23 protein-coding genes are annotated in these 25,696 nt (G+C 70.0%); 13 read left to right on the forward strand and 10 right to left on the reverse strand.

Annotated elements, in window-relative coordinates; genetic code table 11:
• The first annotated feature begins 3 nt into the window (after positions 1 to 3).
• Both pyrG and ABD209_RS09185 read left to right on the forward strand, forming a co-directional pair.
• On the forward strand, positions 4 to 1,686 hold the full coding sequence (gene pyrG, locus ABD209_RS09180) for a CTP synthase (protein WP_324386409.1): 1,683 nt from the start codon (positions 4 to 6) through the stop codon (positions 1,684 to 1,686).
• On the forward strand, positions 1,686 to 2,303 hold the full coding sequence (locus ABD209_RS09185) for an NUDIX domain-containing protein (RefSeq protein ID WP_344065124.1): 618 nt from the start codon (positions 1,686 to 1,688) through the stop codon (positions 2,301 to 2,303). The genes pyrG and ABD209_RS09185 overlap by 1 nt, the downstream gene beginning before the upstream one ends.
• Before the next feature lies 1 nt (position 2,304).
• On the opposite strand, the gene cax is transcribed toward ABD209_RS09185, so the two are convergent.
• Positions 2,305 to 3,399, reverse strand: a complete 1,095-nt coding sequence (cax, locus tag ABD209_RS09190; protein ID WP_344065128.1) for a calcium/proton exchanger — start codon at positions 3,397 to 3,399, stop codon at positions 2,305 to 2,307.
• A 112-nt stretch (positions 3,400 to 3,511) separates the two neighbouring features.
• Between cax and aspS the strand changes: the two genes are divergently transcribed.
• Genes aspS through ABD209_RS09210 form a run of 4 tightly spaced genes read left to right on the forward strand, consistent with a single transcriptional unit; the run spans position 3,512 to position 6,348 of the window.
• Positions 3,512 to 5,329, forward strand: a complete 1,818-nt coding sequence (gene aspS / locus ABD209_RS09195; protein WP_344065130.1) for an aspartate--tRNA ligase — start codon at positions 3,512 to 3,514, stop codon at positions 5,327 to 5,329.
• Complete coding sequence (locus ABD209_RS09200) at positions 5,304 to 5,732, forward strand: YchJ family protein (protein ID WP_344065132.1); 429 nt, start codon at positions 5,304 to 5,306, stop codon at positions 5,730 to 5,732. The genes aspS and ABD209_RS09200 overlap by 26 nt, the downstream gene beginning before the upstream one ends.
• Positions 5,729 to 6,211 carry an NUDIX hydrolase gene (locus tag ABD209_RS09205; protein ID WP_324386414.1) on the forward strand — a complete coding sequence of 161 codons (483 nt, stop codon included), beginning with the start codon at positions 5,729 to 5,731 and terminating at the stop codon, positions 6,209 to 6,211. The genes ABD209_RS09200 and ABD209_RS09205 overlap by 4 nt, the downstream gene beginning before the upstream one ends.
• Positions 6,208 to 6,348 carry a hypothetical protein gene (locus ABD209_RS09210; RefSeq protein ID WP_344065135.1) on the forward strand — a complete coding sequence of 47 codons (141 nt, stop codon included), beginning with the start codon at positions 6,208 to 6,210 and terminating at the stop codon, positions 6,346 to 6,348. The genes ABD209_RS09205 and ABD209_RS09210 overlap by 4 nt, the downstream gene beginning before the upstream one ends.
• A gap of 114 nt (positions 6,349 to 6,462) precedes the next feature.
• On the opposite strand, the gene ABD209_RS09215 is transcribed toward ABD209_RS09210, so the two are convergent.
• A complete protein-coding gene (locus tag ABD209_RS09215; protein ID WP_344065138.1) occupies positions 6,463 to 6,783 on the reverse strand; it encodes a hypothetical protein in 321 nt (106 codons plus the stop codon).
• Between the two features lie 110 nt (positions 6,784 to 6,893).
• Positions 6,894 to 7,538 carry a hypothetical protein gene (locus ABD209_RS09220; RefSeq protein WP_324386416.1) on the reverse strand — a complete coding sequence of 215 codons (645 nt, stop codon included), beginning with the start codon at positions 7,536 to 7,538 and terminating at the stop codon, positions 6,894 to 6,896.
• Between the two features lie 128 nt (positions 7,539 to 7,666).
• Here ABD209_RS09220 and ABD209_RS09225 point away from each other — a divergent pair, with 128 nt between their 5' ends.
• On the forward strand, positions 7,667 to 8,863 hold the full coding sequence (locus tag ABD209_RS09225; protein ID WP_344065141.1) for a DUF480 domain-containing protein: 1,197 nt from the start codon (positions 7,667 to 7,669) through the stop codon (positions 8,861 to 8,863).
• Positions 8,864 to 8,865: 2 nt separating this feature from the next.
• Positions 8,866 to 9,660, forward strand: coding sequence for a GNAT family N-acetyltransferase (locus ABD209_RS09230; RefSeq protein WP_344065144.1), 795 nt, complete (start codon positions 8,866 to 8,868; stop codon positions 9,658 to 9,660).
• A gap of 89 nt (positions 9,661 to 9,749) precedes the next feature.
• Here ABD209_RS09230 and ABD209_RS09235 read toward each other — a convergent pair whose 3' ends face one another.
• The 7 genes from ABD209_RS09235 to ABD209_RS09265 are packed head-to-tail and all read right to left on the reverse strand — an operon-like array spanning position 9,750 to position 19,677.
• Positions 9,750 to 10,859 (reverse strand): uroporphyrinogen-III synthase, encoded by a 1,110-nt coding sequence (locus tag ABD209_RS09235; RefSeq protein WP_344065147.1) that lies wholly within the window; start codon positions 10,857 to 10,859, stop codon positions 9,750 to 9,752.
• Entirely contained in the window at positions 10,859 to 11,605 is a 747-nt protein-coding gene (cobA, locus tag ABD209_RS09240) for a uroporphyrinogen-III C-methyltransferase (protein WP_344065150.1), read from the reverse strand. Before cobA ends, ABD209_RS09235 begins: the two co-directional genes overlap by 1 nt.
• Positions 11,602 to 12,003 (reverse strand): nitrite reductase small subunit NirD, encoded by a 402-nt coding sequence (gene nirD / locus ABD209_RS09245; RefSeq protein WP_324386421.1) that lies wholly within the window; start codon positions 12,001 to 12,003, stop codon positions 11,602 to 11,604. The genes cobA and nirD overlap by 4 nt, the downstream gene beginning before the upstream one ends.
• Entirely contained in the window at positions 12,000 to 14,597 is a 2,598-nt protein-coding gene (nirB, locus tag ABD209_RS09250) for a nitrite reductase large subunit NirB (protein WP_344065153.1), read from the reverse strand. The genes nirD and nirB overlap by 4 nt, the downstream gene beginning before the upstream one ends.
• Before the next feature lie 57 nt (positions 14,598 to 14,654).
• The gene (locus ABD209_RS09255) at positions 14,655 to 16,103 is read right to left on the reverse strand and encodes an FAD-dependent oxidoreductase (protein WP_344065156.1); all 1,449 of its coding nucleotides are present in this window, start codon (positions 16,101 to 16,103) and stop codon (positions 14,655 to 14,657) included.
• Positions 16,100 to 18,277 carry a molybdopterin oxidoreductase family protein gene (locus ABD209_RS09260; protein WP_344065159.1) on the reverse strand — a complete coding sequence of 726 codons (2,178 nt, stop codon included), beginning with the start codon at positions 18,275 to 18,277 and terminating at the stop codon, positions 16,100 to 16,102. Before ABD209_RS09260 ends, ABD209_RS09255 begins: the two co-directional genes overlap by 4 nt.
• A gap of 2 nt (positions 18,278 to 18,279) precedes the next feature.
• On the reverse strand, positions 18,280 to 19,677 hold the full coding sequence (locus tag ABD209_RS09265) for an MFS transporter (protein WP_344065162.1): 1,398 nt from the start codon (positions 19,675 to 19,677) through the stop codon (positions 18,280 to 18,282).
• Positions 19,678 to 19,927: 250 nt separating this feature from the next.
• Here ABD209_RS09265 and ABD209_RS09270 point away from each other — a divergent pair, with 250 nt between their 5' ends.
• From ABD209_RS09270 to alaS, 5 genes are all read left to right on the forward strand, one after another.
• Positions 19,928 to 21,301, forward strand: a complete 1,374-nt coding sequence (locus ABD209_RS09270; RefSeq protein WP_344065165.1) for a replication-associated recombination protein A — start codon at positions 19,928 to 19,930, stop codon at positions 21,299 to 21,301.
• 76 nt (positions 21,302 to 21,377) lie between these two features.
• On the forward strand, positions 21,378 to 22,103 hold the full coding sequence (locus tag ABD209_RS09275) for a L,D-transpeptidase (protein ID WP_344065168.1): 726 nt from the start codon (positions 21,378 to 21,380) through the stop codon (positions 22,101 to 22,103).
• A 44-nt stretch (positions 22,104 to 22,147) separates the two neighbouring features.
• The gene (locus ABD209_RS09280; RefSeq protein WP_344065171.1) at positions 22,148 to 22,549 is read left to right on the forward strand and encodes a DUF948 domain-containing protein; all 402 of its coding nucleotides are present in this window, start codon (positions 22,148 to 22,150) and stop codon (positions 22,547 to 22,549) included.
• A complete protein-coding gene (locus tag ABD209_RS09285; RefSeq protein ID WP_344065174.1) occupies positions 22,546 to 22,902 on the forward strand; it encodes a hypothetical protein in 357 nt (118 codons plus the stop codon). The genes ABD209_RS09280 and ABD209_RS09285 overlap by 4 nt, the downstream gene beginning before the upstream one ends.
• Before the next feature lie 99 nt (positions 22,903 to 23,001).
• On the forward strand, positions 23,002 to 25,695 hold the full coding sequence (gene alaS, locus ABD209_RS09290) for an alanine--tRNA ligase (RefSeq protein WP_344065177.1): 2,694 nt from the start codon (positions 23,002 to 23,004) through the stop codon (positions 25,693 to 25,695).
• The last annotated feature ends 1 nt before the right edge of the window (position 25,696 follow it).

Raw genomic sequence — 25,696 nt, forward strand, 5'->3', positions numbered from 1 at the left:
CCCGTGGCGACCACGACCAAACACATCTTCGTGACCGGAGGCGTGGCCTCCTCCCTCGGCAAGGGACTGACGGCATCCAGTCTCGGCAATCTGCTCCGGGCCCGTGGGCTCTCGGTGGCGATGCAGAAGCTCGATCCCTACCTCAATGTCGACCCCGGGACGATGAATCCCTTCCAGCACGGCGAGGTCTTCGTGACCGAGGACGGCGCGGAAACCGACCTCGACATCGGTCACTACGAGCGCTTCCTCGACGTCTTCTTGGCGGCGAATGCCAATGTGACGACCGGCCAGGTCTACAGCGAAGTGATCGCCAAGGAACGGCGCGGCGAATACCTCGGCGACACCGTGCAGGTCATCCCGCACATCACCAACGAGATCAAGGCCCGGATGCGGGCTCAGGCCTCCGGGAGCAACCCGCCCGACATCATCATCACCGAGATCGGTGGCACGGTCGGCGACATCGAATCGCTGCCCTTCCTCGAGGCCGCCCGCCAGGTCCGGCACGACCTGGGCCGGGACAACTCGATCTTCCTGCACGTCTCGCTGGTGCCCTATCTCGCCCCCAGCGGCGAGTTGAAGACCAAGCCGACGCAGCATTCGGTGGCCGCGATGCGCCAGGTCGGCCTGCAACCCGACGCGCTCGTGCTGCGTGCCGACCGCGAGATTCCCGAGCCGATAAAGCGCAAGATCTCGATGATGTGCGATGTCGATATCGACGCCGTCGCCGCCGCCGTCGACGCCCCGTCGATCTACGACATCCCCAAGGTGCTCCACGCCGAGGGTCTGGATGCCTATGTCATCCGGCGGTTGGGACTCGGCTTCCGCGATGTCGGCTGGCGGGACTGGGACGAGCTGCTGCGCCGGGTCCACCGGCCCGCCCACGAGGTGGAGGTCGCGCTCGTCGGCAAGTACATCGATCTGCCGGACGCCTATCTCTCGGTGACCGAGGCGCTGCGGGCCGGCGGCTTCGCCAATGACGCCCGCGTCCGGATCCGTTGGGTCGCCTCCGACACCTGCGAGACTCCGGCCGGTGCGGCCAAGGCGCTCGGCGGCGTCGACGCCGTGCTGGTGCCGGGCGGTTTCGGCGTTCGGGGCATCGAGGGCAAGCTCGGTGCGCTGACCTGGGCGCGCGAGCGCCAGGTTCCGACCCTCGGCATCTGCCTCGGCCTGCAGTGCATGGTCATCGAGTACGCCCGGCACGTCGCCGGGATCGAGGGGGCGTCATCGAGCGAGTTCGACCCGCAGACGCCGGCGCCCGTCATCGCGACCATGGCCGAGCAGCGCGCCTTCGTCGATGGTGCCGGCGACCTCGGCGGCACGATGCGCCTCGGCTCGTATCCGGCGCAGCTTGCCCCCGGATCGGTCGTCGCCCAGACCTATGCGGCCACCCAGGTCGAGGAGCGGCACCGCCACCGCTACGAAGTCAACAACGCCTACCGCGACCAGATCGCCGACGCCGGACTGTTCTTCAGTGGCACCTCGCCTGACGGTCAGCTCGTGGAATTCGTCGAGCTGCCCGCGGATGTGCACCCGTACTACGTTGCGACACAAGCACATCCGGAGTTCAAGTCGCGCCCCAACCGGGCCCACCCGCTCTTCGCCGGCTTGATCGGCGCGGCCTTGGACCGCCAGCGCGGCTCGCGCCTGGTGGAGGTGGACCCGCCTGCGGTCCCGGCGGACGCCTAGTGGACGAGCTATTCGCCGACCGGCCGGATCCACAGCCCGTCGTCGCGACGCGCACGACCTATGCCGGTCTGGTCTGGGATGTCCACCGAGACCGTGTCGACCTTGGGGCCGCAGGCATCGTCGAACGCGACTTGATCGCGCATCCCGGGGCGGTGGCGGTCCTCGCTATCGACGACGACGACCGGATTGCGCTCGTCCAGCAGTATCGCCACCCGATCGGCTGGCGCAGCTGGGAGATCCCCGCCGGCCTGCGCGATGTCGCGGACGAGCCCCTGCTCGACTGCGCCCGGCGGGAGCTGGCCGAAGAGGCCGACCTGATTGCGGCGGACTTCTCGGTGCTTATCGACTACTTCACCACGCCCGGCTTCACCAGTGAGGCCATCCGGATCTTCCTCGCGCGCGGGCTGACGCAGGTGCCGCAGGAGGAACGGCATACGCGCACCGCTGAGGAGGCCGGTATGCCGTTGCGCTGGGTCGCGCTGGACGAAGCGCACGCCGCGGTGCTCGCCGGGCGCCTGCACAACCCGCATACGGTGATCGCCGTCCTGAGTGCGCACGCCCTGCGCGCCGACGGGTGGCGCGGGCTGCGCCCGCTGGACACCCCCTGGCTGCGGTAGGTCAGCCCCACCAGAACGAGGCGGCGATCACGGCATACACGGCGATCAGCGCGGCGCCCTCGGCCCAGGTCGACTCGCCGTCGAAGGTGATGAAGGCCGTCAGGATCACCGCGACGACGACGGAGATCACCAGCATCGGTGAGAAGACCAGGGTCAGGGCCGCGAAGCCGAAAACGTGGCTGAGGATCACCAGCAGCGGCGCCAGCACGAGGGCAATCTGCATGGGCGAGTTGATGACGACCGAGAACGCGTACTCGGAGCGGTTTGCCGCAGCGAGCTGGATGCCGACGACATTCTCGATCGCGTTGCCCGCGATGGCGACGACGACGAGACCGGCGAAGGCCTCGGAGATGCCCAAGGAGGCCATCGCCGGCTCCAGGGCCGTGACGAACCAGTCGCTGACGAAGGCGGCGAGCACCGCGGCCGCGGCGAGGAGCGCGACGGCGAGCCAGAGCGGCCACCGCGGCGGCTCCTGGTGCATGTCGACCCCCTCGGCCTCGGTCTCGCCGCCGCGCTTCAGCGACGCCGGCAAGGTCACGGCGAAGACGAGCAGCAGGATCACGGAGACGAAGATCGAGAAGGTGCTCTCGTGGGCGCTCACGGGCGTGTGCACATAGTGGGCGATGCTCGGGATGACCATGGCGGCCACCGAGAGCACCATGAGCACGATGATCGACTGGGCGCGCTTGGAGTCCAGGTTCTGCGGGCCGTGCTTGAGCCCACCGACGACGAAGCACATGCCCAGCACCAACAGCAGATTGGCCAGGATCGAGCCGATGAGCGCGGCCTGCACCACGGCGACCAGGCCGGCCTTGAGCGCGAAGAGCGCGATGAACAGCTCGGGCAGATTGCCCAGCGCGGACTGCAGGACGCCTGTCGCGCCAGGCCCGAAGCGATCCCCCAATTGCTCGACCGAGCGTCCGACAAGGGCGGCCAATAGGGTCACGGCCACCGCGGAGCAGAAGAAGGCGAGCACCTCGCCCCCGCCGGCATACCGGGTCACACCGGCCAGCAGGACGGCGGCGGCACCCCCGGCGAGCACGACGTAGTCGGAGCGGACGAAGACGGGACCGGTCGCGGTTGCAGGGTGACTCACGAGCGCAGTTTCCCACCGGCGGGACGCACATGGCGTCAGCCCGGCCCGCACAGGCTGGGATAATGGTCGGGCGCCATCGACCCGCGCGACCTCCGAGAACGAAGGAAGATCAGTGCTTCGCACCCACGAAGCCGGCACCCTGCGTGCCGAGCACACCGGCCAGACCGTCACCCTCACCGGCTGGGTGGCCAAGCGGCGCGATCACGGTGGCGTGGCCTTCATCGATCTGCGGGATGCGAGCGGCATCGTCCAGGTCGTCGCGCGCGACGAGGTGCTGACCGGGGCGGCGCACGACCTGCGCAATGAGTACTGCGTGCGGGTAATCGGTGCGGTCGTGGCACGCTCCGAGCACAATGTCAACGCCGACCTGCCCACCGGCGAGATCGAGGTCGTCGCCGAAGGCATCGAGGTGCTGGCGCCGAGCGCGCCCCTGCCCTTCCCGATCGACGAGCGCACGAGCGTCGGCGAGGAATCGCGCCTCAAGCATCGCTACCTCGACCTGCGCCGGCCGGGCGCGCACAACGCCGGCCACGCCATCCGGTTACGCTCCAAGGTCAACGCCGCCGCACGAAAGGTGTTGGGAGAGCGCGACTTCGTCGAGATCGAGACCCCGACGCTGACGCGGTCCACCCCCGAGGGGGCGCGGGACTTTTTGGTGCCGGCGCGCCTGGCGCCGGGCTCCTGGTATGCCCTGCCGCAGAGCCCGCAGCTGTTCAAGCAGCTGCTCATGGTCGCCGGCATGGAGCGCTACTACCAGATCGCTCGCTGCTACCGCGACGAGGACTTCCGCGCCGACCGTCAGCCGGAGTTCACCCAGCTCGACATCGAGATGAGCTTCGTCACCGAGGACGACATCATGGAGCTCGGCGAGGCCGTCGTCGCCGAGATCTGGAAGATCATCGGGGTCGAGTTGGCGGCGCCCTTCCCACGGATGACCTATGCCGACGCGATGGCCCGTTTCGGCACCGACAAGCCCGACCTGCGCTTCGGCGTCGAACTCATCGACTGCACGACCTACTTCGCCGACACGACCTTCCGCGTCTTTCAGGCCCCGTATGTCGGTGCGGTCGTCATGCCCGGCGGGGCGAGCCAGCCCCGAAAAACCCTCGACGGCTGGCAGGACTTCGCCAAGCAGCGCGGGCACAAGGGGTTGGCGTATGTCCTGGTCGGTGCGGACGGCACCCTCGGTGGGCCGGTCGCCAAGAACCTCTCCGAGACCGAGATCGCCGGGCTGGCCGCGCACGTCGGCGCGCAGCCGGGCGACTGCGTCTTCTTCGCGGCCGGGCCGGCCAAGGGCGCCCGGGCACTGCTCGGTGCCACGCGTCTGGAGATCGGCCGCCGGTGCGGGCTGATCGACGAGTCCGACTGGCGCTTCCTGTGGGTCAAGGACGCGCCCCTTTTCGAGCCGGCCTCGGACGCGGTCGCCGCGGGCGATGTCGCCGTCGGCGGGGGTGCTTGGACCGCGGTGCACCACGCCTTCACCAGCCCGACCAAGGAGTTCGTCGACGACTTCGAGACCCGGCCCGGCGAAGCGCTGGCCTATGCCTACGACATGGTGCTCAATGGCAATGAGATCGGCGGTGGGTCGATCCGTATCAACGTCCGCGAGGTCCAGGAGCGCGTCTTTAGGGTCATGGGCCTGACCGCCGACGAGGCGCAGGAGAAGTTCGGCTTCCTGCTCGACGCCTTCAAGTTCGGCGCGCCACCGCACGGCGGCATCGCCTTCGGCTGGGACCGGATCGTCATGCTGCTGGGCGGCTACGACAGCATTCGCGATGTCATCGCCTTCCCCAAGTCTGGCGGCGGCTACGACCCGCTGACCGAAGCGCCGGCCCCTATCACCCCCGAGCAGCGGGCCGAGGCCGGTATCGATGCCTCGCCCGAACCCGAGGACGAGGCCGGCGATGACGCAACGCCGGCAGCGAGCTGAGCAGGCCATCCTCGAGGTGACGGCGTCCGGACCGTGCCCCTGCGGCACGGACCGGACGTATGCCGCGTGCTGCGCGGCCTATGTGATCGACGGCACCCCGCCCCCTACGGCGGAGGCGACGATGCGATCGCGCTACACGGCATACGTCGTGGGCGCGGCGGATCACCTGCTGCGGACGTGGCACCCGAAGTCCCGACCGTGCGACGTGGACCTGGCGGCGGGGCCCGAGTGGAAACGGCTCGACGTCATCGATGTGGTCGCCGGCGAGGCGGGCGATGCCACGGGTGAGGTCGCGTTCTCCGCGCACTGGCGCGCCGGTGACGACAGTGGCGTACTGCGCGAACGCAGCACCTTCACCCGTCGCGGCGGCCGATGGATGTATGTCAGTGGGGTCACCTCGTGACCACCGCGCGTGGGCGCACGAGCGCCGGGCTGTTGCCGGTGCGGGTCGGTGAGGCAGGGGCGATCGAGGTGCTGATCGCGCACATGGGCGGGCCCCTGTGGGCGCGCAAGGACGACCGGGCGTGGAGCATCGTCAAGGGTGAGTACGACCTAGGGACCGAGGAGCCGCAGGCCGCGGCCGCGCGGGAGTGGCGCGAGGAGACGGGCAGTGCGCCGCCGGCAGGGGAGTGGTTTGACATCGGGACGGTGCGGCAGTCCGGGGGGAAGGTCGTGCAGGCCTACGTCGTCCTCGTCGCAGGCGACATTGACGTCGACCTCTCGGCCGGTGCCAGGGTCATGATGGAGTGGCCGCCGCGGTCCGGCCGCCAGGTGACGTTCCCTGAGATCGACCGGGTCGAGTGGTGCGGGCTCGACGTCGCGCGCCGGCGCTTGGTCGCAGCTCAGAGCGGCTTCCTCGACCGGCTCGGCGAGCTGGCGTGAGGCTGCCCCGCCGCGATATCGACCCGTATGCCGTTCTCGCCCAACTCGATCCGACGCTCGCCGGCGCCCTGCTGGTCGAAGTCGGCGAGGGTGGGACAATGTCGCGTGGTCGGGCGAGACCGGAGACGAGCCGCTGATCTTGCGGATCGGCAAGCTCACCGACCAGGCGGAGCAGGGGAGCCGTCACGACCACCGACGCGGCTTTGCTCGAGTTCGTCGGTGCGCATTCGAGCCTGACGACCAATCACGTGCTAGCTTTCGACCCCGGCGCGGGAGCGTTGCTCCTGACCCAGGTCCCCGGAGTGCCGGCCAACCTCGTTGCGGTCACCGATCCGGTGAGCCTCGGCGGGACGCTGGGTGTGTTCCTGCGACGCCTGCACGCTGCGGAACCGCCCGCGGGCCTGGTCGAGTCGGGATCGCAGGCGCTGCGCTTGCGCGAGAGGACAACGGCGGCTTTCGTAACGGTCGCGGATCGCGTCGAGCCGGCCGGTCCGGTCGTGGCCGCGGCGCTCGCGGCCCATGGTCTCGTCGATCAGGACTTCGGGGAACGGATGCGGTGGTATGCCCTGCACGCCCGGGGTTGCGGGCGTGGCCGACCGGGCGGCGAGCGACGATCCCGGACTAGCGGCCGTGCTGGAGCGGCCGTGCTGGAGCGGTCGTGCTGGAGCGCCTGCGCGAGCTGTCAGCGGAGGAGCCGGCGCCTGCGGGCAGCGGGCGGGGCGTCGTCGATGGTGGTGATGACGCTGGTCACGCTCGGGCGTGACGGGGTCGAGGAGAAGCCGAACCGGCAGGGCGGCTCGACGGGGGCCAGGGCGCCGAGCTGCTGGCCGTCCAGGGTCGCGCCCACGCGGGTGATGGCCCGGTTATCGCTCGCGCCGTAGTACTCGACCCGGCCCGCGCGTGCAGTCCCGACCGTGCGCACGCCGGGGACGATCAGCGAGGCGATGGGCCCGATCAGGCGAGCCCATCGCGGGCTGCCGGCGAGCGGCCGCGGAAGGGCACGCAGCATACGGCCGAGGACTGTTCGCCCGCCGAGGTCGAATGTCGCTCGCAGACAGGGGCTTTGGATGATCCATTGGTCATCGGTCGCATCGACCGTCACGGGGACGAGGCGGACCTCGTCGAAGGTGTAGGTGCTCGCGACGAAGTCGGCCACCTCATCGATCGGTGCCAGCAGCAGCCGGCGGCCGTCCCCGGTCTCGATCATCACGTCAGCGAAAGCGCCGAAGGGGCTCTGCGTCCAGCGCCCGATCACGATCCGCGTCCCGCTGGTGGTGCCGAAGCCGGCGATCTGGCCGCGGAAGCGTTGACGGGATTCAGAGACCACCCCCGCATCGTAGATACGGCGAACGCGCCCCACGAGGTTCGCCCACGCAGAGCGTGGGACTCAGCTCCAAGACGTCGCGGCGTCCCCGACCCTCTCGACGTGTGGCGACAGGTCCTAGGGTCGTAGGTATGGACGGGTTACCGGTTCTCGACGCGCTGGACCAGCGGATCCTCGGCGCGCTGATGGAGAAGCAGGTCACGGTGCCAGTGAGCTATCCGCTATCGCTCAATGCCCTACAGACCGCGTGCAATCAGACGACCAGCCGCGATCCAGTGAGCGCCTATACCGCGCAGGAGATCGAGACGCGCTGCCGAGAGCTCAAGGACCGCGACCTGGTGCGAATCGTCTGGTCCGGTGCCGGGTCACGGGTGCTGAAGTACCACCAGCGGCTCGCGGAGTCGCTCGACCTGGCGAACGACGAGCGGGCGCTCATCACGCTGTTGCTGCTGCGGGGTGAGCAGGCGCCCGGCGAACTCAAGACCCGTGCCGAACGCCTCCACGCGTTCGGTGATCGCGCCGATGTCGAGGAGGTCTTGGAACGGCTGGCCGACCGCCCCGATCCGCTGGTGTGGCAGTTGCCGCGCAAGGCCGGTCAGCACGACCTGCGTTGGATGCACCTGCTCGGGCCCGCTCCCGCGGTCGCCGAGTCCGCGGAGCTAGCCGTCGACCGCGACATCGTCCTCGCCGACGGGGCGGACGCGCGTGACGCGCGGGTGCGAACGGCATACAACAATTCGGCGGTCGCTTATGCCCACGAACTCTCGGATGAGTTGGCGCACAAGCCATTCGACCGTTGGCTGCTCGCGCGCATCGCCCAGGAGAGCAAGGGGCCGGTCGCCGACATCGGCTGCGGGCCCGGTCAGACGACGGCCGCGCTCGCCGATGCGGGCGCCGAAGTCGTCGGATTCGACTTCGCCCCGGCGATGATTGCGCAAGCGCGCGAGTGCCATCCGACGCTCACCTTCGAGGTCGGCGACTACGGCCGGTTGCTGCGGCCGGCGCAGGCGAGCGCGTGGGGCGCGATCACCGCGTGGTACGCGTTCGTGCACCTGAGTGGCTCCGAACTCGCCGGCGTGCTCGCGGCCCTGCGTCGGATCACGGCGCCGGACGGACTGATCGCGTTCAGTGTGCATGTGGGCAACGCCATCCATCACGTCGACGAACTCTTCGGTGTCGCAACGGATCTCGATTTCGTGCTGCACGACCGGCAGGACGTCCTCGCAGCCGTCGTCGCTGCGGGGGCCCAAGTCGATGAGTGGTATGTCCGCGGCCCAGGAGCCACGGAAGCAGCGACCGAGCGGCTCTATGTCGTGGCGCGCGCCTGAGCATGCGAGTCCTCCGGATCGGGACGTATGCCGAGGCGCTGGCCGCGAGCGGCGCTCACCCGTTCGTCCGCTACGAGTTCGCGCCGGAGGCACCGCTGGAGGGGCTTGCCCATCCCGGCGGGGGTGCGGTCGCCCTGGTCCGGCACAGCGCGAAGCGCGGGGCGGTGCTCTCCCTGATCGGCAGGCGGCTCGATGCGCTGGCGCAGATGTTGGCACAGCCCGAGGTGGCCGAGCTGCTCTTTGCCGAGGCGAGGGCCGGCCTGATCAGTGTGCCGGCGCCGCTGCTCGACGATCTGCGGGAGCGCTTCCGCTTGGGGCCGGGTGGCGACTGGGAGTGGATGGTCACCACGGTCAACCCACCGCTGTCGAGCGCCGAGGGCAGGGTGCTGGAGCTTGGACCGGAGTGGGCCGAGCGATTGATTGCCTTTCTCGCACAGCACAATCCGCGCACCGACGGAGAGCCTTTCGCGCGAGCTGGCCAGCGCTGGGTGGGGGTCGTCGACGATGGTGTGGCGGGCGCGGTTGGAGAGCTGGCCGCGTGCGGGTGCGCCGAACCCAATCAGGGCGGCATTCTCGCGCTCGCCGGCATCACTGTGCGCCCTGACCGGCGCGGCGAGGGGCTGGGCGCGGCCGTGACCGCTGCCTTGACCCGGCCAGGTGTGCGGGCCGACGGCGCCGTGACGCTCGGGATGTACGCCGACAATGACAGCGCCCGGCGGATCTATCACGCGCTGGGGTACCGGACCGAGGTCGTCTTCGCCAGCCGCGTCGTCACCGCGCGCGAAAGGCGCGGGTGAGGGGGCGGCATACGGGGCAAGGCGCCGGACGGTGCCGGCGGGCGGTTCGGGGGGCGGGCGAGCGCGTCGTTGGGGGTGGCGGGTCCGGATCAGATGGCCAGTCGGTAGCCGCGCTTGACGACCGTGTGGATCAGGTCGGGGCCGACCGCGTCGCGGACGCGGGCAACGGCGACTTCGGCCGTATGCGGATCAGCGCTGTCGCCGGGGAGCGCTGCCAGCAGTTCCTGACGCGAGACGACCCGGCCACCGGCGTCCGCCAGCACGCGAAGCACCGCGAGGCCGCCGGGGGTCAGCGGGATCGGCGTGCCGTCCAGCAGCGCCGCCGAGCGCAGCACCCGCAGAGTGCCGGCCCGGGTTTCCACATCGCCCTCGCGACCCTGGACGTGACCGACGAGGGCGCGGATCATCGAGCCGAGCCGGCCGCGGTCCGGGGCCACAGGCACGATGCCCGCGGCAACCAGGGGAGCGGCGGTCACCGGGCCGACGGCCAGCGCGATGGTGTCGCCGCTCGTGCACCGCTCGACGATTGTCGGCAGCGTCCCGGCGGCCTCGGCGGCGGCCAACCACGCGGTCGCGCCGGGTGCGGAGGTGAAGAGCACGACATCGATCTCGCCCGCGGCCACGGCCACGGCCGACTGCGCGAGCGCGCCGGGGTCCTTCGGCGGTCCCCACCGATAGACCACCAGTGGCACGACCCGCGCACCCGCGCCAGCCAGTGCCTCATCGATGCCGTCCGACCCGGCCCCGTGGTGCTGCACCGCGACGCACTGCTCCGACACACCTTCTGCCAGAAGGTATTCCAGCAACTCGGCCGAGGTCTCCGACTCCGCCACCCAGTCCGGCCGCAGGCCCGCCTGCTGCACGGCGCCATTCGCCTTCGGCCCCCGGGCCACGATTCGGGCGGCCGCCAGCACTGGGTGCAGTCGCTCACCGAGACCGGCCGCGTCCGCCGCCTCGAGCCATCCGCGGAAGCCGATCCCGGTCGTCGCGACGATGACATCCGGTGGATCGTCCAGGAGTCGCTCGGTGGCCGCGACCAAGGCCGCATCGTCCAGGTGGGGCACGATCGACAGTGCCGGTGTATGGCGCACGCTCGCGCCACGGCGGGTCAGGGCAGCCGCGATATCGCCCGAACGGCGGTCTGCGGTGACCAGGACGACATAACCGCCGAGGACGTGCTCCAGAGTCGTTGCACTCATCAGGACGCGTGGGCCACCTTCGGCTCGAGCGCCGCGGCATGAGCCACCCCGCCGAGGACGACGACCGCGGGTGCGCGCACCTCCGCCGTCGCCGCTGTGAGAACCAGCGTCCACAAGCAGGTCCGCGTGACCCGTTCGTCCGGCATGCTCGCGCGTTCGATGATCGCGGCCGGACACTGCGGGTCTACCCCGGCAGCGAGCGCGTCGGCGACATGTCCTTGCAGATTGCCGATCGCCATGAGGAGCACCAAGGTGGTGGTGCCGTCGGCGAGCAGGCCCCAGGCCTTGGGCGCGATCGGCCGGTGCCCGTGGACGACCAGCGCGCCGTCCGCAAGCCCGCGGTGGGTCACCGGAATTCCGCCGGCGGCGGGCGCCGCCAGGGCACTGCTGACCCCAGGCACGACCTCGACCGGTATGCCGTGTTCGTGGCAGGCGGCGACTTCCTCACCGCCGCGGCCGAACAGGAAGCCGTCACCGCCCTTGAGCCGCACCACCCTTCGGCCCCGAGTGGCGTGATCGATCAGGAGCGCGTTGATCTCCTCCTGTGTGGCCGTGTGCGCATCCGGCCGCTTGCCCACATCGATCACCTCGATCTCCGGCGGCAGATCGTCGAGCAGCGTCGTCGGCCCCAACCGGTCGGTGATGACGACATCGGCGGACATGAGCGCCCGGAAGCCCCGCATGGTGATCAGGTCCGCGGCACCCGGGCCGCCGCCGACGAGGACGACTCGCCCGCGCGTGCTCATGCGACCTCCCCCTCGGTGCGCGCGGTGATCCCGATGGCCACTTCGGTGCCGCGGACGAGCACCGACCAGGTGCGCAGGGCGATCGGCTCCTTGCCCTGTGGCTCCAGGCAGGCGCCAGTGGCGAGGTCGAAGACCTGCTTGTACATCGGCGACGCGACGGTCGCTGCGGGACCGCGCGTGCCTACCAGACCGCGGGAGATGACCATCGCCCCGCAGTAGGGATCATGTTGTTGCACGGCGAAGACGCTGTCGTCGAGGGTGCGGAACAGCGCGATCTGGACGCCGTGGACAAGGGCGGCGACGCCGCGCTCATACGGCAATTCGTGTAGATCGCACACGGGGATCCACTCCGTGTCGGCGAGATCGGAGGGCACTATCGGTTCGGTGGTCGTGGTCATGACCGCACTCCCAGGGTCGTTCCGGCAATGAGGACGGCGCTTGTGCGCTCGTCGGTTCGGGCCGGGCGGGGCTGGCCGCGCTCGGCCACATAGGCGAAGGAGTCGTCGGGCACCTCGGGGGCGTTGATGAAGGACGCGAACCGCGCGAGGGTCTCGGGGTCGTCCAGGGCGGCAGCCCACTCGTCTCGGTAGCTGCCGACGTGGCGACTCATCGCGTCATCAAGGTCTTCGGCGATCCCGAGGGAATCCTCGAGAATGACACGACGCAACGCGTCAATCCCGCCTTCGTAGGCGTCGAGCCAGGGGGCGGTGCGCTGCAACCGGTCCGCCGTGCGGACGTAGAACATCAGGAAGCGGTCGATCGCCGTCACGAGTTCTTCGGTGCTCAGATCCTCGGCGAAGAGTTGCGCGTGCCTGGGGGTGAAGCCGCCGTTGCCGGCGACATAAAGATTCCATCCGTTCTCGGTGGCGATGACCCCGACATCCTTGCCGCGGGCCTCGGCGCATTCGCGGGCGCATCCGGAGACGCCGAGCTTGAGTTTATGCGGCGAGCGCAGGCCGCGATAACGCAACTCCAGTAGGATCGCCAAGCCGACCGAGTCCTGCACGCCGTAGCGGCACCAGGTCGAACCGACGCAGGACTTCACCGTGCGCAGCGACTTGCCGTAGGCGTGCCCGGACTCGAAGCCGGCGTCGATCAGTTTGCGCCAGATCTGCGGGAGTTGGTCGATGCGCGCGCCGAAGAGGTCGATGCGCTGTCCGCCGGTGATCTTGGTGTAGAGCCCGAACTCCTGGGCGACCGCGCCGATCGCGATCAACCCCTCGGGGGTCACCTCGCCGCCGGGGATGCGGGGGACAACCGAGTAGGAGCCGTCCTTCTGCAGATTGGCCATGACGTGGTCATTGGTGTCCTGCAGTGACCCGCGGTCGCCGCCGAGGATGTGCTCGTTGAAGAGGCTGGCGAGGATCGAGGCGACAACGGGCCGGCAGATGTCGCAGCCGCGCCCGCCGATGCCGTGGCGCTCGATGATCTCGGTGAACGTATGCAGTTCGGTCACCCGGACCGCGTCGAAGAGTTCCGCTCGCGAGAGCGCGAAGTGCTCGCACAAGGCGGTGCTGACCTCGATACCGGCCTTTTCCAGCTCGGTGGTGACGAGCTTCTTGACCAACGGGAGGCACGAACCACAGCTCGTGCCGGCGCGGGTGCAGGCCTTGACGGCGGCCAGATCGGTGCAGTGGTGCTCGGTGACGGCACGGCGCACGGTGCCGGCGGCGACGTTGTTGCAGGAGCAGACGGCGGCATCGTCGGGCAGGTCGAGAGCGACGGGCGCCCCCGCCTGCTCAGGCACGAGATAGCTGACGGGATCGCCGGGCAGGGGGCGGCCGAGCATGGGCCGCAGCCCGGCATACGCACGCGCATCACCGACGAGCAGGCCCCCGCGCAGGGTGCGTGCGTCATCGGAGAGGACGAGCTTCTTGTAGACGCCGGCCACTGGGTCGGACATCACGACATCGAGGCAGTTCTCGCCGGTGCTGAAGGCGTCGCCGAAGCTCGCGACATCGACACCGAGCAGCTTGAGCTTGGTGGCCGTGTCGGCGCCGGGGAAGGTCGCGGCGCCGCCGAGCAGGTTGTCGGCGACGACCTCGGCCATGGCGTAGCCGGGGGCGATGATGCCCCAGCAGCGGCCGTCGATGCAGGCCACCTCGCCGATCGCCCAAACCGCCGGATCGCTTGTGCGACAACGCTCGTCGACGATCACGCCACCGCGCTCGCCGACTTCGAGGCCGGTGCTGCGAGCCAATTCGTCGCGCGGGCGGACACCAGTGGCGAAGACGACGACATCCGCGCGGACGTGGGAGCCGTCGGCGAAGTGCATCGCCGCGACTCGGCCGCGCTCCCCGGTCACCTTTGCGGTCGCGGTGGAGGTGCGCACATCGACGCCGAGCCCGGCGATCAGCCGGCGCAGGGCCTCGCCGCCGCCGGAGTCGACCTGCAGCGGCATGAGCCGGTCGGCGAACTCGACGACTGTGGTCGCGACCGCCAAGGCATTGAGCGCGCCAGCTGCCTCGAGGCCAAGCAGACCGCCGCCGACGACGACGCCGCGCGGGGATCGCTCGGGCGAGCGCTCCCGCAAGTCCTCGACATACTGGCGCAGGTCGGCCACATCGTCGACCGTCCGGTAGACGAAGGCGCCGCGCAGGTCGTTGCCCGGGACCGGGGGCTTGGCGGCATACGAGCCGGTCGCCAGGACGAGCGCGTCATAGGGATAGGTGCGGCCGTCGCTGCCCGTGACGTGGTGCTCGGAGCGGTCGATTGCCGTGGCCGCGACGCCGCGACGCAGGGTGACCAGCGGGTCGTTCCAGAGGGCTTGGTCGCCGAGGGCGAGGTCCTCTGGGGCACGCCCGCTGAAGTAGGTCGTCAGAGCGACCCGGTCATAGGGCGCGCGGGGCTCCTCGGCGAGCACGGTCACCTGCCAGGTGCCCGCCTGGTCGCGGTCGCGGATGGCGTCGGTGAGACGGCGCGCCACCATACCGCCGCCGATGATCAGCAGGCGGCGGGGCGCGGTCGATTCGGAGTGCATGGTGTCCTCCATGTCCAGAACGTTAGGAAGGTGGTGTTTCACGGTCGGTGTGGCCGTGTTTCCTTGGCGTTAAATGGCTTTCACGGGGGTGACGGCCTGGGTGCGAGAGGCCAGCAGGGCGCATAGGTCGTCGCGGCAACTGCCACAACCGGTCCCGGCCCGGGTCCGATCGGCCAGGGCGTCCAGATCGCGTGCCCCTCCGTCGATGGCCTTCTCCAGATGGTCGTGGGTGACCGAGTTGCACTTGCAGACCACGCCCGCCGTGGTTGTCGCCGAGGCGCCGCCCGCGAAGGCACTCCTGTCGAGCAGCAGCGCCAATGGGTCGCTCGGTAGTGGCGTGCGCAGTGAATAGGTCGTCAGCAACTGGGTGGCCAGCCGGCCGGCGCCGACGCAGGTCGCGCCGACGAGAGCGCCGTCGTGAAGCACCAGTTCGATGTGACGGCCGATGCCCGGATCGGAGACCGACAGCCTGCGGTGACCCGGGAGATCGGGGCGGGCCACGCCGCATACGCCCATCGTCACGACGTCGAGGCCGGGGGCCTTGAGGCGGACGATGTCGTCGGCCGCCGGTGCATCCGGCGCGGGGGCGGCGCCGGTCAGGCGAGCGATGAGCCGCCGGGCCTGACTCCACCCCTGCGCGACCAGGCCGGAGCCGCCCTCGGGCGGCTGGGCACAGTCGCCAATGGCGAAAACCCTGCCATCCGAGGGGGATTGGAGCATCTCGGAGACCACGACACCGCGGTCGGTGGCCAGGCCGGCGCGTTTGGCCAGGGCGATGTCGGGCATCGCGCCAGCGGCGATGACCAGCACATCGCACGGCACGTGGGTGCCGTCGGCCAGCGTGACGGCACGCACCGCATCGTCGGCATCGAGCAGGACGCCGCGCGCGGCGATGCCCGGTCGCACCTCGATCGCCAACTCGCGCAAGGTGGCCGTCAGGGCGCTGCCGGCGGTGGCGTCGAGTTGCCGCTCCATCATGGTCGCCTTGGGGTGGACGATCGTGACCCGGACGCCACGGCGGGCGAGTCCGCACGCGACCTCCAGGCCCAGCACTCCGGCACCGAGCACGACGGCCCGGCGGGCGTTGACGCAGGCCGCGGTCAGGCCGCGGGCGTCATCGATGGTCCGCAGGGTGCGCACGCCGCGCGGCAGGTCGCCACTGCACGTCAGGCCATCGAGCGCCGGCACCCGCGCGCGGGCGCCGGTGGCGAGCACGAGTTGGTCGTAGCGCGTGCGTCGCCCGTCACCGGTCACGACGACACGGTCCTCGCGGTCGATCGCGGTCACCGCCACTCCCGGGTGGACGGTCAATCGGGGGTCGCTCGCCTGCGGCATTCCGATGGCACTGAAATCCCTTGTGCCGGAGACGACATCGCTGAGCAACACGCGGTTGTAGGGGTGCCCGGCCTCCGCGCTGAAATGGTCGATCGTGTAGCGGCCGGCGTGGTCCGCAGCGAGCAGATCGGCGGTGAAGCGGGAGCCGACCATCCCATTGCCGATGACGACGAGGCGAGTCATGCGATGACCTCCAGTTCGGGGACGGCAGCGGACACACGCGCGATCGAGGCGGCGCACACCTTGAAGTCAGGCATCCCGGAGACGGGATCGGTGCGGTCGTTGGTGAGCCGGTTGGCGCTGCCGAGCCCACCCCAGTGAAAGGGCATGAAGAGCGTGTCCGGCCGCTGGTCCGCGGTGACCCTTGCTCTCACGTATGCCGTGCCCCGCCCGGTCGTGACGGCGACGAGATCGCCCTCGGCGATGTCGTGGACGTCGGCGAGTAGGGGATGCAGGGCGACGAAGGGTTCGGGAGCCGAGGCCACGAGTTCGGCGACCCGTCGGGTCTGGGCGCCGGACTGGTAGTGATGCAGCAGGCGCCCGGTCGTCAGATAGAGCGGTGCACCGGCGCGGACATTGTCGGCGGGCTCGGCATACGTGACGGAGACAGCTCGGGCCCGCCCGCTCGGCCGGGGGAAGCCGTCCAGGAAGGGCCGGGGTGTGCCATGCCCGCCGTCCGGGACGGCGCTGGGGTCAGGGGCGTCGGGGACCGGCCAGTAGCAGCCGTGGCCGGCGGCCTCGGTGGCGTCGATCAGGTCGTGCGTGAGCCCGCTGTAGTCGGCGACGCCGCCGTGGCTGGCCTCGGCAAGCTCGGCGAAGACGGCGGCCGGCTCGGTCGGCCAGGTGCTGGGCGCGCGGAGCCGGGAGGCCAGCTCGGCCCAGATCCACAACTCCGACCGCGCCTCGCCGGGAGGCTCGATCGCCTTGCGGCGGCGCAGGATTCGACCTTCCAGGTTGGTCATGGTGCCGTCCTCCTCGGCCCACTGGGTGACTGGGAGGACGACATCGGCAAGCAAAGCCGTCTCGGACGGCACCACATCGGCAACGACGAGCAGATCGAGAGCGCGCAGACGCTCGGTGACCCGCTCGGCATTCGGAGCGGAAACGACCACATTGGAGCCGTGGACCAGCAGTGCCCGCGGGCCGCCGCTCGTGCCCAACCGACGCAACAACTCCACGGCCGGCACGCCCTTGCCCGGGATCACCTCGGGGTCGACGCCCCAGACGCCGGCGACGTAGGCGCGTGCGGCCGGGTCCTCGATGCTGCGATACCCCGGCAGCTGGTCGGCCTTCTGGCCGTGCTCGCGGCCACCTTGCCCATTGCCCTGCCCGGTCAGCGCCCCATAGCCGCTGCCGGTTCGGCCCGGAAGCCCCAGGGCAAGAGCGCAATTGATCGCGGCCGTCACAGTCGCCGTGCCCTGGCTGGACTGTTCCACGCCACGACCGGTCAAGATGTAGGCACCGCGACCGCCGTGCGCAGGCGCGGCGGCAGCCAGCCGCCGGACAGCACTCTGGAGATCGATCACCGGCACGCCGCAGACCTGCTCGACGCGCTCGGGCCACCACAGGCCGACGGACGCCGCAACCTCCTCGAAGCCCTCGGTGCGGGCCTCCACATAGGCCCGGTCGATAAGCCGCTCGGCCAACAGGAGGTGCAGCATGCCGAGCAGCAGCGCCAGGTCGGTGCCGGGGCGCGGGGCCAGATGCAGCCCGGAGCCGTCCTCGGTGAGCGCCGCAGTTGCGCTCCGGCGCGGGTCCACCACGATCAAGCCACCCCGGCCACGCACCGGAGCGAGGTGACGCACGAAGGGCGGCATCGTCTCGGCGGGGTTGCTCCCGAGCAGGAGGATGGCGTCCGCTCCGCCGAGATCGGCCAGCGGAAAGGGCAGGCCGCGATCGAGGCCGAAGGCGCGATTGGCACCGGCCGCCGCACTCGACATACAGAAGCGACCGTTGTAGTCGACGAAGCGCGTGCCCAATGCCAGGCGCGCGAATTTGCCCAACTGGTAGGCCTTTTCGTTGGTCAGCCCGCCACCGCCGAAGACAGCGACAGTGTCCTTGCCGTGCTCGCGCTGCATCTCTCGGATGGTCGCGGCGATATGGTCGAGGGCAACCTCCCAGGACACCGGGACCAGCTCCCCGCCGTTGCCGCGGAGCAACGGGCGGGTGAGTCGGTCCGGTGCCGTGACGACTCCGGTGCTGCTCCAGCCCTTCTGGCACAGGCCACCACCATTGGTCGGGAAGTCCCGCGCCTGCACGGTGAGCCCGGTCGCCGCGGTCAGCCGCATCGCGCACTGGAGCGCGCAGTAGGGGCAGTGGGTCGCCGCACTCGCGGCCGGCCGAGGCGTTCCGGGCATGATCAGACCTTCGCCGTGTGCGCGGCGGTGCCGCGGCGGGCGTAGACGGCATAGGTGAGGACGGCCATCACGGCATACGTGCCGATGAGGACCCAGAGTGCGGGCTTGATCGAACCGGCTTGCGCCAGTGAGTATTTGAATCCCTGGGGGATGAGGAAACCGCCGTAGGCGCCGATCGCGCCAGCGATGCCGATGCAGGCGCCGGCCATCCGTCGGGCCTTTGGCAAGGTGTCGGCGCTCGTGCCGAGGCGGAAGACCGCGGGGATCATCCGATAGGTCGCGCCATTGCCGATGCCGGACCCGGCGAACATCGTGAAGAAGGAGATGAGGAAGAGGACGAAGCTGTGCCGGCCCAGCGCGACGATCGCGCCGCAGGCACCGAGCGCCATGATGCCGAAGGAGGCGATCGTCAGCTTCGCACCGCCGACGCGGTCGGCGAGGATGCCGCCGAGGGGGCGCAGGAGGGCACCGATGATGGCCCCGGCGAAGGCGATATAGGGCGACTTCTCCGGGAACTGCGACTTCAGCAGCGTGGGGAAGGCGGCCGAATAACCGACGAAGGAGCCGAAGGTGCCGATGTAGAGGAAGGAGATCAGCCAGGTGTGGTTCACCCGCAGCGCCCCGCGGTAGGCCGACAGGTCGGAGCGAGCGGCGTCGAGGTTGTCCATGGCGCGCCAGGCCAGGACGGCCGCGATCAGGGCCAACGGGACGAAGATCAGGCCGGCGCGCTCGAGGTGGATGCCGGCGCCGATCGCGATGATGAGCGGGACGACCATCTGGACGATCCCGGTGCCGAGGTTGCCACCAGCGGCGTTGAGCCCCAACGCCTTCCCCTTCTCCGCCTCCGGATAGAAGAAGGAGATATTCGTCATCGAGGAGGCGAAGTTGCCGCCGCCGAAGCCGGCGAGCGCGGCGCAGGCGAGAAGCACGCTATACGACTGCTGGGTCGAGACACCCCAGGCGAGGGCCAGGGCCGGGAGCAACAGTAGGAGACTGGAGATGACCGTCCAGTTGCGGCCGCCGAAGCGGGTGACGGCGAAGGAGTAGGGGATCCGCAAGGTGGCGCCGACGAGCGCCGGCACCGAGACCAGCCAGAACTGCTGGCTCAAGGTGACGTCGATGCCCGCGGCGGGCAGGCGCGGCACGACGACGCTCCACAGCGCCCAGACGCAGAAGCCGAGGAACTCGGCATAGATCGACAGCGTGAGGTTGCGGCGGGCGATGAGGGCGCCGCCGCCCCGCCAGTAGGTCGGATCCTCGGGATTCCAGCCGTGAATCCACCGGCCGCTGGAGTGCTGCGGACCGATGTGTTGATGCTCGATGTGATGGTCGCGGGTGCCCGTCGGTGTCGGTGACGCCTCAGCCTTGGTCGGCTCGTCGCCGGTGATGGACGTGGTCATCGCGCTCTCCTTGCACAAGGTGGCAGGGGCGCGGGCCGGCTCGGACGGGCCCGCGAAAGGGTGGGGGCGCCGGCTCTGGCGCTGGTCAGGATCGTGCGTGGCGGGTGTGACAGGGAATGACGGCTCAGGTTTCCGGGGCGTGAAATGGTTTTCAGGCGGTGGCCCTGGCCGTTGTGAATCCACGGTCTCCTCGCCAGGGCCCACCTGCGGGCGGACGGAGCCTGTCGGGGGGCTCATCTAGCCTTGAGCGATGAGCACGGGGCCAGATCTCTTCGGGGCGGCGGCGGCCGAGGCCGGCCCGACCGAGGCCACCTTGGCGCCGCTCGCCGTGCGCATGCGCCCGGGATCCCTAGCGCAGGTGCGTGGTCAGGCCGAGGTGCTGCGGGTCGGCTCGCCGCTGCGGCGGCTGATCGAGGGCAGCGGCGGCCGCGCGGGGCCGATCTCGGCCATCCTGTGGGGGCCGCCGGGCACCGGCAAGACCACCCTCGCGCATCTGGTGGCGAGTGCGGCCGGCCGGGAGTTCGTCGAACTCTCCGCGGTCACGGCCGGGGTCAAGGATGTGCGCGCCGTCATGGAGGCGGCCGAGCGCAATCGTTCGCTCTACGACCGTCAGACGGTGCTCTTCCTCGATGAGATCCACCGCTTCACCAAGGCCCAGCAAGACGCGCTGCTGCCCGGGGTCGAGAACCGCCAGGTCATCCTCGTCGCCGCGACGACCGAGAACCCGTCCTTCTCGGTGATCGCCCCGTTGCTCTCTCGCTCGGTGCTGGTGACACTGACCTCGCTGGGGGAGAAGGACATTCGCGAGGTGCTCGATGCGGCGGTGACGGCGCCGGAGGGGTTGGATGCGGCATACGTGCTGGCGGAGGACGCGCGCGATCACCTGGTGCGGGTCAGCGGCGGTGACGCCCGGCGCGCGTTGACCGCGCTTGAAGCCGCCGCCGGCGTGGCCGAGGACGTGCGCGGGGTGCGGGGCGACGAGACGCCCACGCCCATCGCCCTCGCCCACGTCGAGCGGGCGATCGCCCAGGCGGCGGTGCGCTACGACAAGACCGGCGACCAGCACTACGACGTCGCGTCCGCCCTGATCAAGTCGATGCGCGGGTCCGATGTCGATGCCGCACTGCACTACCTCGCCCGGATGCTGGAGGCCGGCGAGGACCCGCGATTCATCGCCCGGCGCATCGTCATCGCGGCCAGCGAGGACGTGGGGATGGCCGACCCGACCGCCCTCCAAACGGCGGTGGCCGCGCTCCACGCGGTCGCCCAGATCGGGATGCCGGAGGCGCGGATCATCCTTGCCCAGGCCGTCGTCCACAATGCCCTGGCGCCGAAGTCCAATGCGTCGTATGCCGGCATCAACGCGGCCATCGCCGACGTGCGTGCCGGCAGGGGCGAGGCGGTGCCCGCGCACCTGCGAGGGAGCGGCTATGCCGGGGCGGAGCGACTCGGTCACGGCGCCGGCTATGTGTATGCCCACGACCAGCCGGATGCCGTTGCGGCGCAGCAATATCTGCCCGACGACCTGCACGGCCGGACGGACTACTACCAGCCCACCGATCGTGGTTTCGAGGCTCGCCTGCAACAGCGCTGGGAGTGGCTGCGCGAGCGTTTGCGCACGTGAGACAACCTGATGGCCGGCTCGCGCGTCAGGGTGCATAGGATGCGCGAGATCCGCGCGGCACCTAGGGAGGCAGTTGATGAAGGCGAACCGGAGCATGATCGGGGCCGCGGCGTTGGCCCTCGGCCTGGCAGTGACGATCCAGGCGCCTGCCCAGGCGGCCGAGGCGAAGGCCGCCGACGCCCGGGTGTTGGCCGCGCAGAAGATCATGCTGCAATACGGCATTCCGACAGGCACCGCAGACGGCGTCAGCGGGCCACAGACCCTGCGCGGGCTGTGCACCTTCCGCCGGATGAGCGGCATCGGCACCAGCCGCGCTCCCCTGGACACCAAGACCTACAACACCTTGGTTGCCTACGCGAAGAAGTACCCCCGGATCACCGACATCCCGGCGTCGTCCTATCTCGGCAATGCGACCTACCTCGTGGCGCAGGAGACCTGCCAGGCCATGGTCTATGTCAAGAACAACAACTATCAGAAGGCGATGGCGATCTCGACCGGCGTGAGCGGACATGCCACCCCCAATGGGCGGTATGTCATCGGCAGCACCGACCGCGGCTGGCACTGCAGTTCCCTCTATCCCGAAGGCTGCGGGACCCACAATGTCGGGCGCTTCGCCTACATCTCGAACTTCGGCAATATGTACAACCGCCGCCACATCACTGGCGCGGTGTATGTCCACGGCTCGACCGATGTGCCGACCTACCCCGCCTCCCACGGCTGCATCCGGGTCACGGTCACCGACTCGGACTGGATGTACGACAACGTGGGCACGATCCCCACCTATGTGACCGGCGCCTACTGACGCGCCGACCCGAGGTCGGGCTCGCGGGCGGATAGGGTCGCGGCATGTTCTCCGATGTCTCGCTCGGCGATATCGCCCTGTGCGTGCTCGCGCTCTCGGTCGCCTATCTCGTCTATCGGATCGGCTCCCTGGTCGGCAAGGCCGGCAAGATCCTCGACGAGACCCAGCTCTCGCTGCGGACAACCACCGAGAATGTGCAGCCAACGCTGGTCAAGCTCACCGACACCGTCGCGCTGACCAACGACCAGCTGGCCCGCGTCGACGGCATCACCAGCAATGTCGGCGCCATGACGACCAACGCCAGCGCCCTGACGGGGCTCTTCGCCGCCACCGTCGGCCAGCCGCTGGTCAAGGTCGCCGCCTATTCGTATGGTGTGCGGGCCGCCCTCGGCGGCATGCGCGGCACCGGTGGCGCCCACTCGCGCAAGTCCGGTGGCGACGCATGAGCCGTCGCTCGCGACTATTGCTCGGTGCCGCCGCGGCGGTGGCCGTCGGTGCCGGTGCGTATGCCGTGCACCGCGTCGGCACGTCCTATGACCGGGACAACCCGTTGGCCGGGTGGACCCGCTTCGTCCAGACGGTCAAGGCCGGCGCGGCCGAACGCGAGCGCGACCTGCGTGATGCCCTCGGCCTCGATGCCGGTATGCCCGCGCCCACCGGCCCCGGGGACGGCCGCACCCCGCCGCGCAGCACCCGGCTCCCGGTCACCAGCGAGCCGCTGACTCCCGAGCAGGCCAAGGCGTTGCTCCTCGACCCGGCCGGCCCGCGCCCGGACCGGGTCGCCGAGGAGGGCGACTGAACGGCATACGTGCCGGGTTAAGCGGGTGAAGCGGTCCTGACCGCTCGCCTAGACTGGCGTGTCGATTGTCGATCGCCTTTTCGAGAGTGCAGAGAACCGATGGAAACCGCTGAGATCCGGCGCCGCTGGCTGTCCTTCTTCCAGAGCAAGGGCCATGTCGTCGTCCCGTCGGCCCCGCTGATCCACGATGACCCCAATCTGCTCTTCGTCAACGCCGGCATGGTGCCCTTCAAGCCCTACTTTCTCGGCCAGGAGACCCCGCCGGCGCCGCGCGCGACGAGCGTGCAGAAGTGCGTGCGGACCCAGGACATCGAGGAGGTCGGCAAGACCTCCCGGCACGGCACCTTCTTCCAGATGAACGGCAATTTCTCCTTCGGCGACTACTTCAAGGCCGGAGCCATCGAGCTGGCGTGGGAGCTTGTCACCAGCGGCGTCGCGGACGGGGGCTTCGGCCTGGATCCCGAACGCCTGTGGGTCACCGTGCTCGACAACGACGACGAGGCGATCGGCCTCTGGCGTGAGTTGACCGGCATCCCGATGGAGCGCATCGTGCGCCGCGGGCTGGCCGACAACTACTGGCACATGGGCGTGCCCGGCCCGGGCGGCCCGTGCAGCGAGATCTACTACGACCGCGGCCCGGACTACGGGCCCGAGGGTGGCCCGGCAGTCGACGAGGACCGCTTCCTGGAGTTTTGGAACCTCGTCTTCATGCAGGAGTCGCTCTCGGCGGTCCGCGCGAAGGTCGACTTCGACATCGAGGCGCCGCTGCCGAAGAAGAACATCGACACCGGCATGGGGCTCGAGCGGATGGCCAGCCTGCTCCAGGGCGTCGACAACCTCTACGAGATCGACGAGGTCAAGCCGGTCCTGGTGTGCGCGGCGGAGATGACCGGCAAGGTCTATGGGGCGCATTCCGGTCACTCGGCCGGGGCGTCGCACCCCGACGACGTGCGGCTGCGCGTGGTCGCCGACCATGTGCGCTCCTCGCTGATGCTCATCGGTGATGGCGTCACCCCGGGCAATGAGGGCCGCGGCTATGTGCTGCGTCGCATGCTGCGCCGCGCGGTGCGCTCGATGCGCCTGCTCGGATATGCCGACCCCTGCCTGCCCGAGTTGCTGCCGGTCTCGCTGGCGAAGATGAAGCTCTCCTATCCCGAGCTGGAGTCCGGCTTCGGCCGCATCAGCCAGATCGCGTATGCCGAGGAGGAGGCCTTCCGTCGTACCCTCGCCGCGGGCACGACCATCCTCGACGTCGCCGTGGAGCGCACCAAGGCAGCGGGTGCGGCGACCCTGTCGGGTGACGACGCGTTCGCCCTGCACGACACCTACGGCTTCCCGATCGATCTGACTTTGGAGATGGCGCAGGAGCAGGGGCTCGAGGTCGACCGGGACGGCTTCACCCGGTTGATGACCGAGCAGCGCCAGCGCGCCAAGGCGGACGCGAAGGCGAAGAAGTCCGCGCACGGCGACACCACGGCATACCGCGGGGTGGCGGACGCGCTTGGCCACGAGGTCGAGTTCACCGGCTACACCGAGGTGTCTAGTGAGGGGCGGGTCGCCGGCGTTCTCGTCGACGGTGCTGCGGTTGGCGCGGCGCACGAGGGGCAGGAGGTCGAGATCGTCCTGGACCGCACGCCCTTCTATGCCGAGGGCGGCGGTCAGTTGGCTGACGGCGGTGTGCTGCGCCTGGCCAATGGTGCGCTCGTCGACATCGGTGACGTCCAGAAGCCGATCACCGGCTTGATCGTCCACCGCGGGGTCGTGGTCTCCGGCGAGGTCTCGCCCGGTGAGGTGGCGCTTGCGGAGGTCGACATCGCCCGGCGGCGATCCATCTCCCGCGCGCATACGGCGACGCACATGGTGCATAAGGCGATCCGAGAAGCGTTGGGGGAGACCGCGACTCAGGCCGGGTCGGAGAATTCGCCTGGGCGCTTCCGCTTTGACTTCAACGCCTCGTCGGCCGTGCCGGCGTCGGTGCTGCGCGATGTCGAGGCGCGGGTCAACCACATCCTGCTCGACGACCTCGCGGTCAGCGCCGAGGTGATGACCCAGGCGCAGGCGCGCGAGGCGGGCGCGATGGCGCTCTTCGGCGAGAAGTACGGCAACGCGGTCCGCGTCGTCTCGGTGGGCGACTGGGCGCGTGAGCTGTGTGGTGGCACGCACGCGGAGCACACCAGCCAACTTGGGTTGGTCACCCTGCTCGGTGAGTCGTCGATCGGCTCCGGCGTGCGACGCGTCGAGGCGCTGGTCGGCACTGACGCCTACTCCTTCCTCGCGCGTGAGCGGGCCATCGTCGGCCAGCTCACCGAGTTGATGAAGGGGCGTCCGGAGGAGTTGCCCGAGCGTGTGCACGGCCTGGTCACGCGCCTGAAGGATGCCGAGCGCGAGCTCGACAAGCTGCACAAGGAGCAACTGCAGGCCGCCAGTGGTGCCCTGACGGCGTCGGCCCGCGATGTCGGCGGGACGACCTTCCTCGGTCACGACGCGGGTCTCGATGCGGTCGCCGATGACGCCCGGACGCTGGCGATCGACCTGCGCGGCCGGTTCGGGAACGACCGGCCGACCGTGGTCGCGGTCGCCGCGGCTGGCGGTGGGCGGCCCGTGATCGTCGTCGCGACTAATGACGCCGCGCGTGCGGCAGGCCTCAAGGCGGGCGCCCTCGTGCGCGTCGCGGCCGGCGTCCTCGGCGGTGGCGGCGGTGGCAAGGACGATCTCGCCCAGGGTGGCGGGCAGGACGTCACAGCCATCCCGGCCGCGCTCGCGGCCGTCGAGGCGGCCCTCGGGAGCCGCTGAC

It is taken from the genome of Nostocoides vanveenii (genome assembly GCF_039531165.1).
Classification (GTDB): domain Bacteria; phylum Actinomycetota; class Actinomycetes; order Actinomycetales; family Dermatophilaceae; genus Nostocoides_A; species Nostocoides_A vanveenii.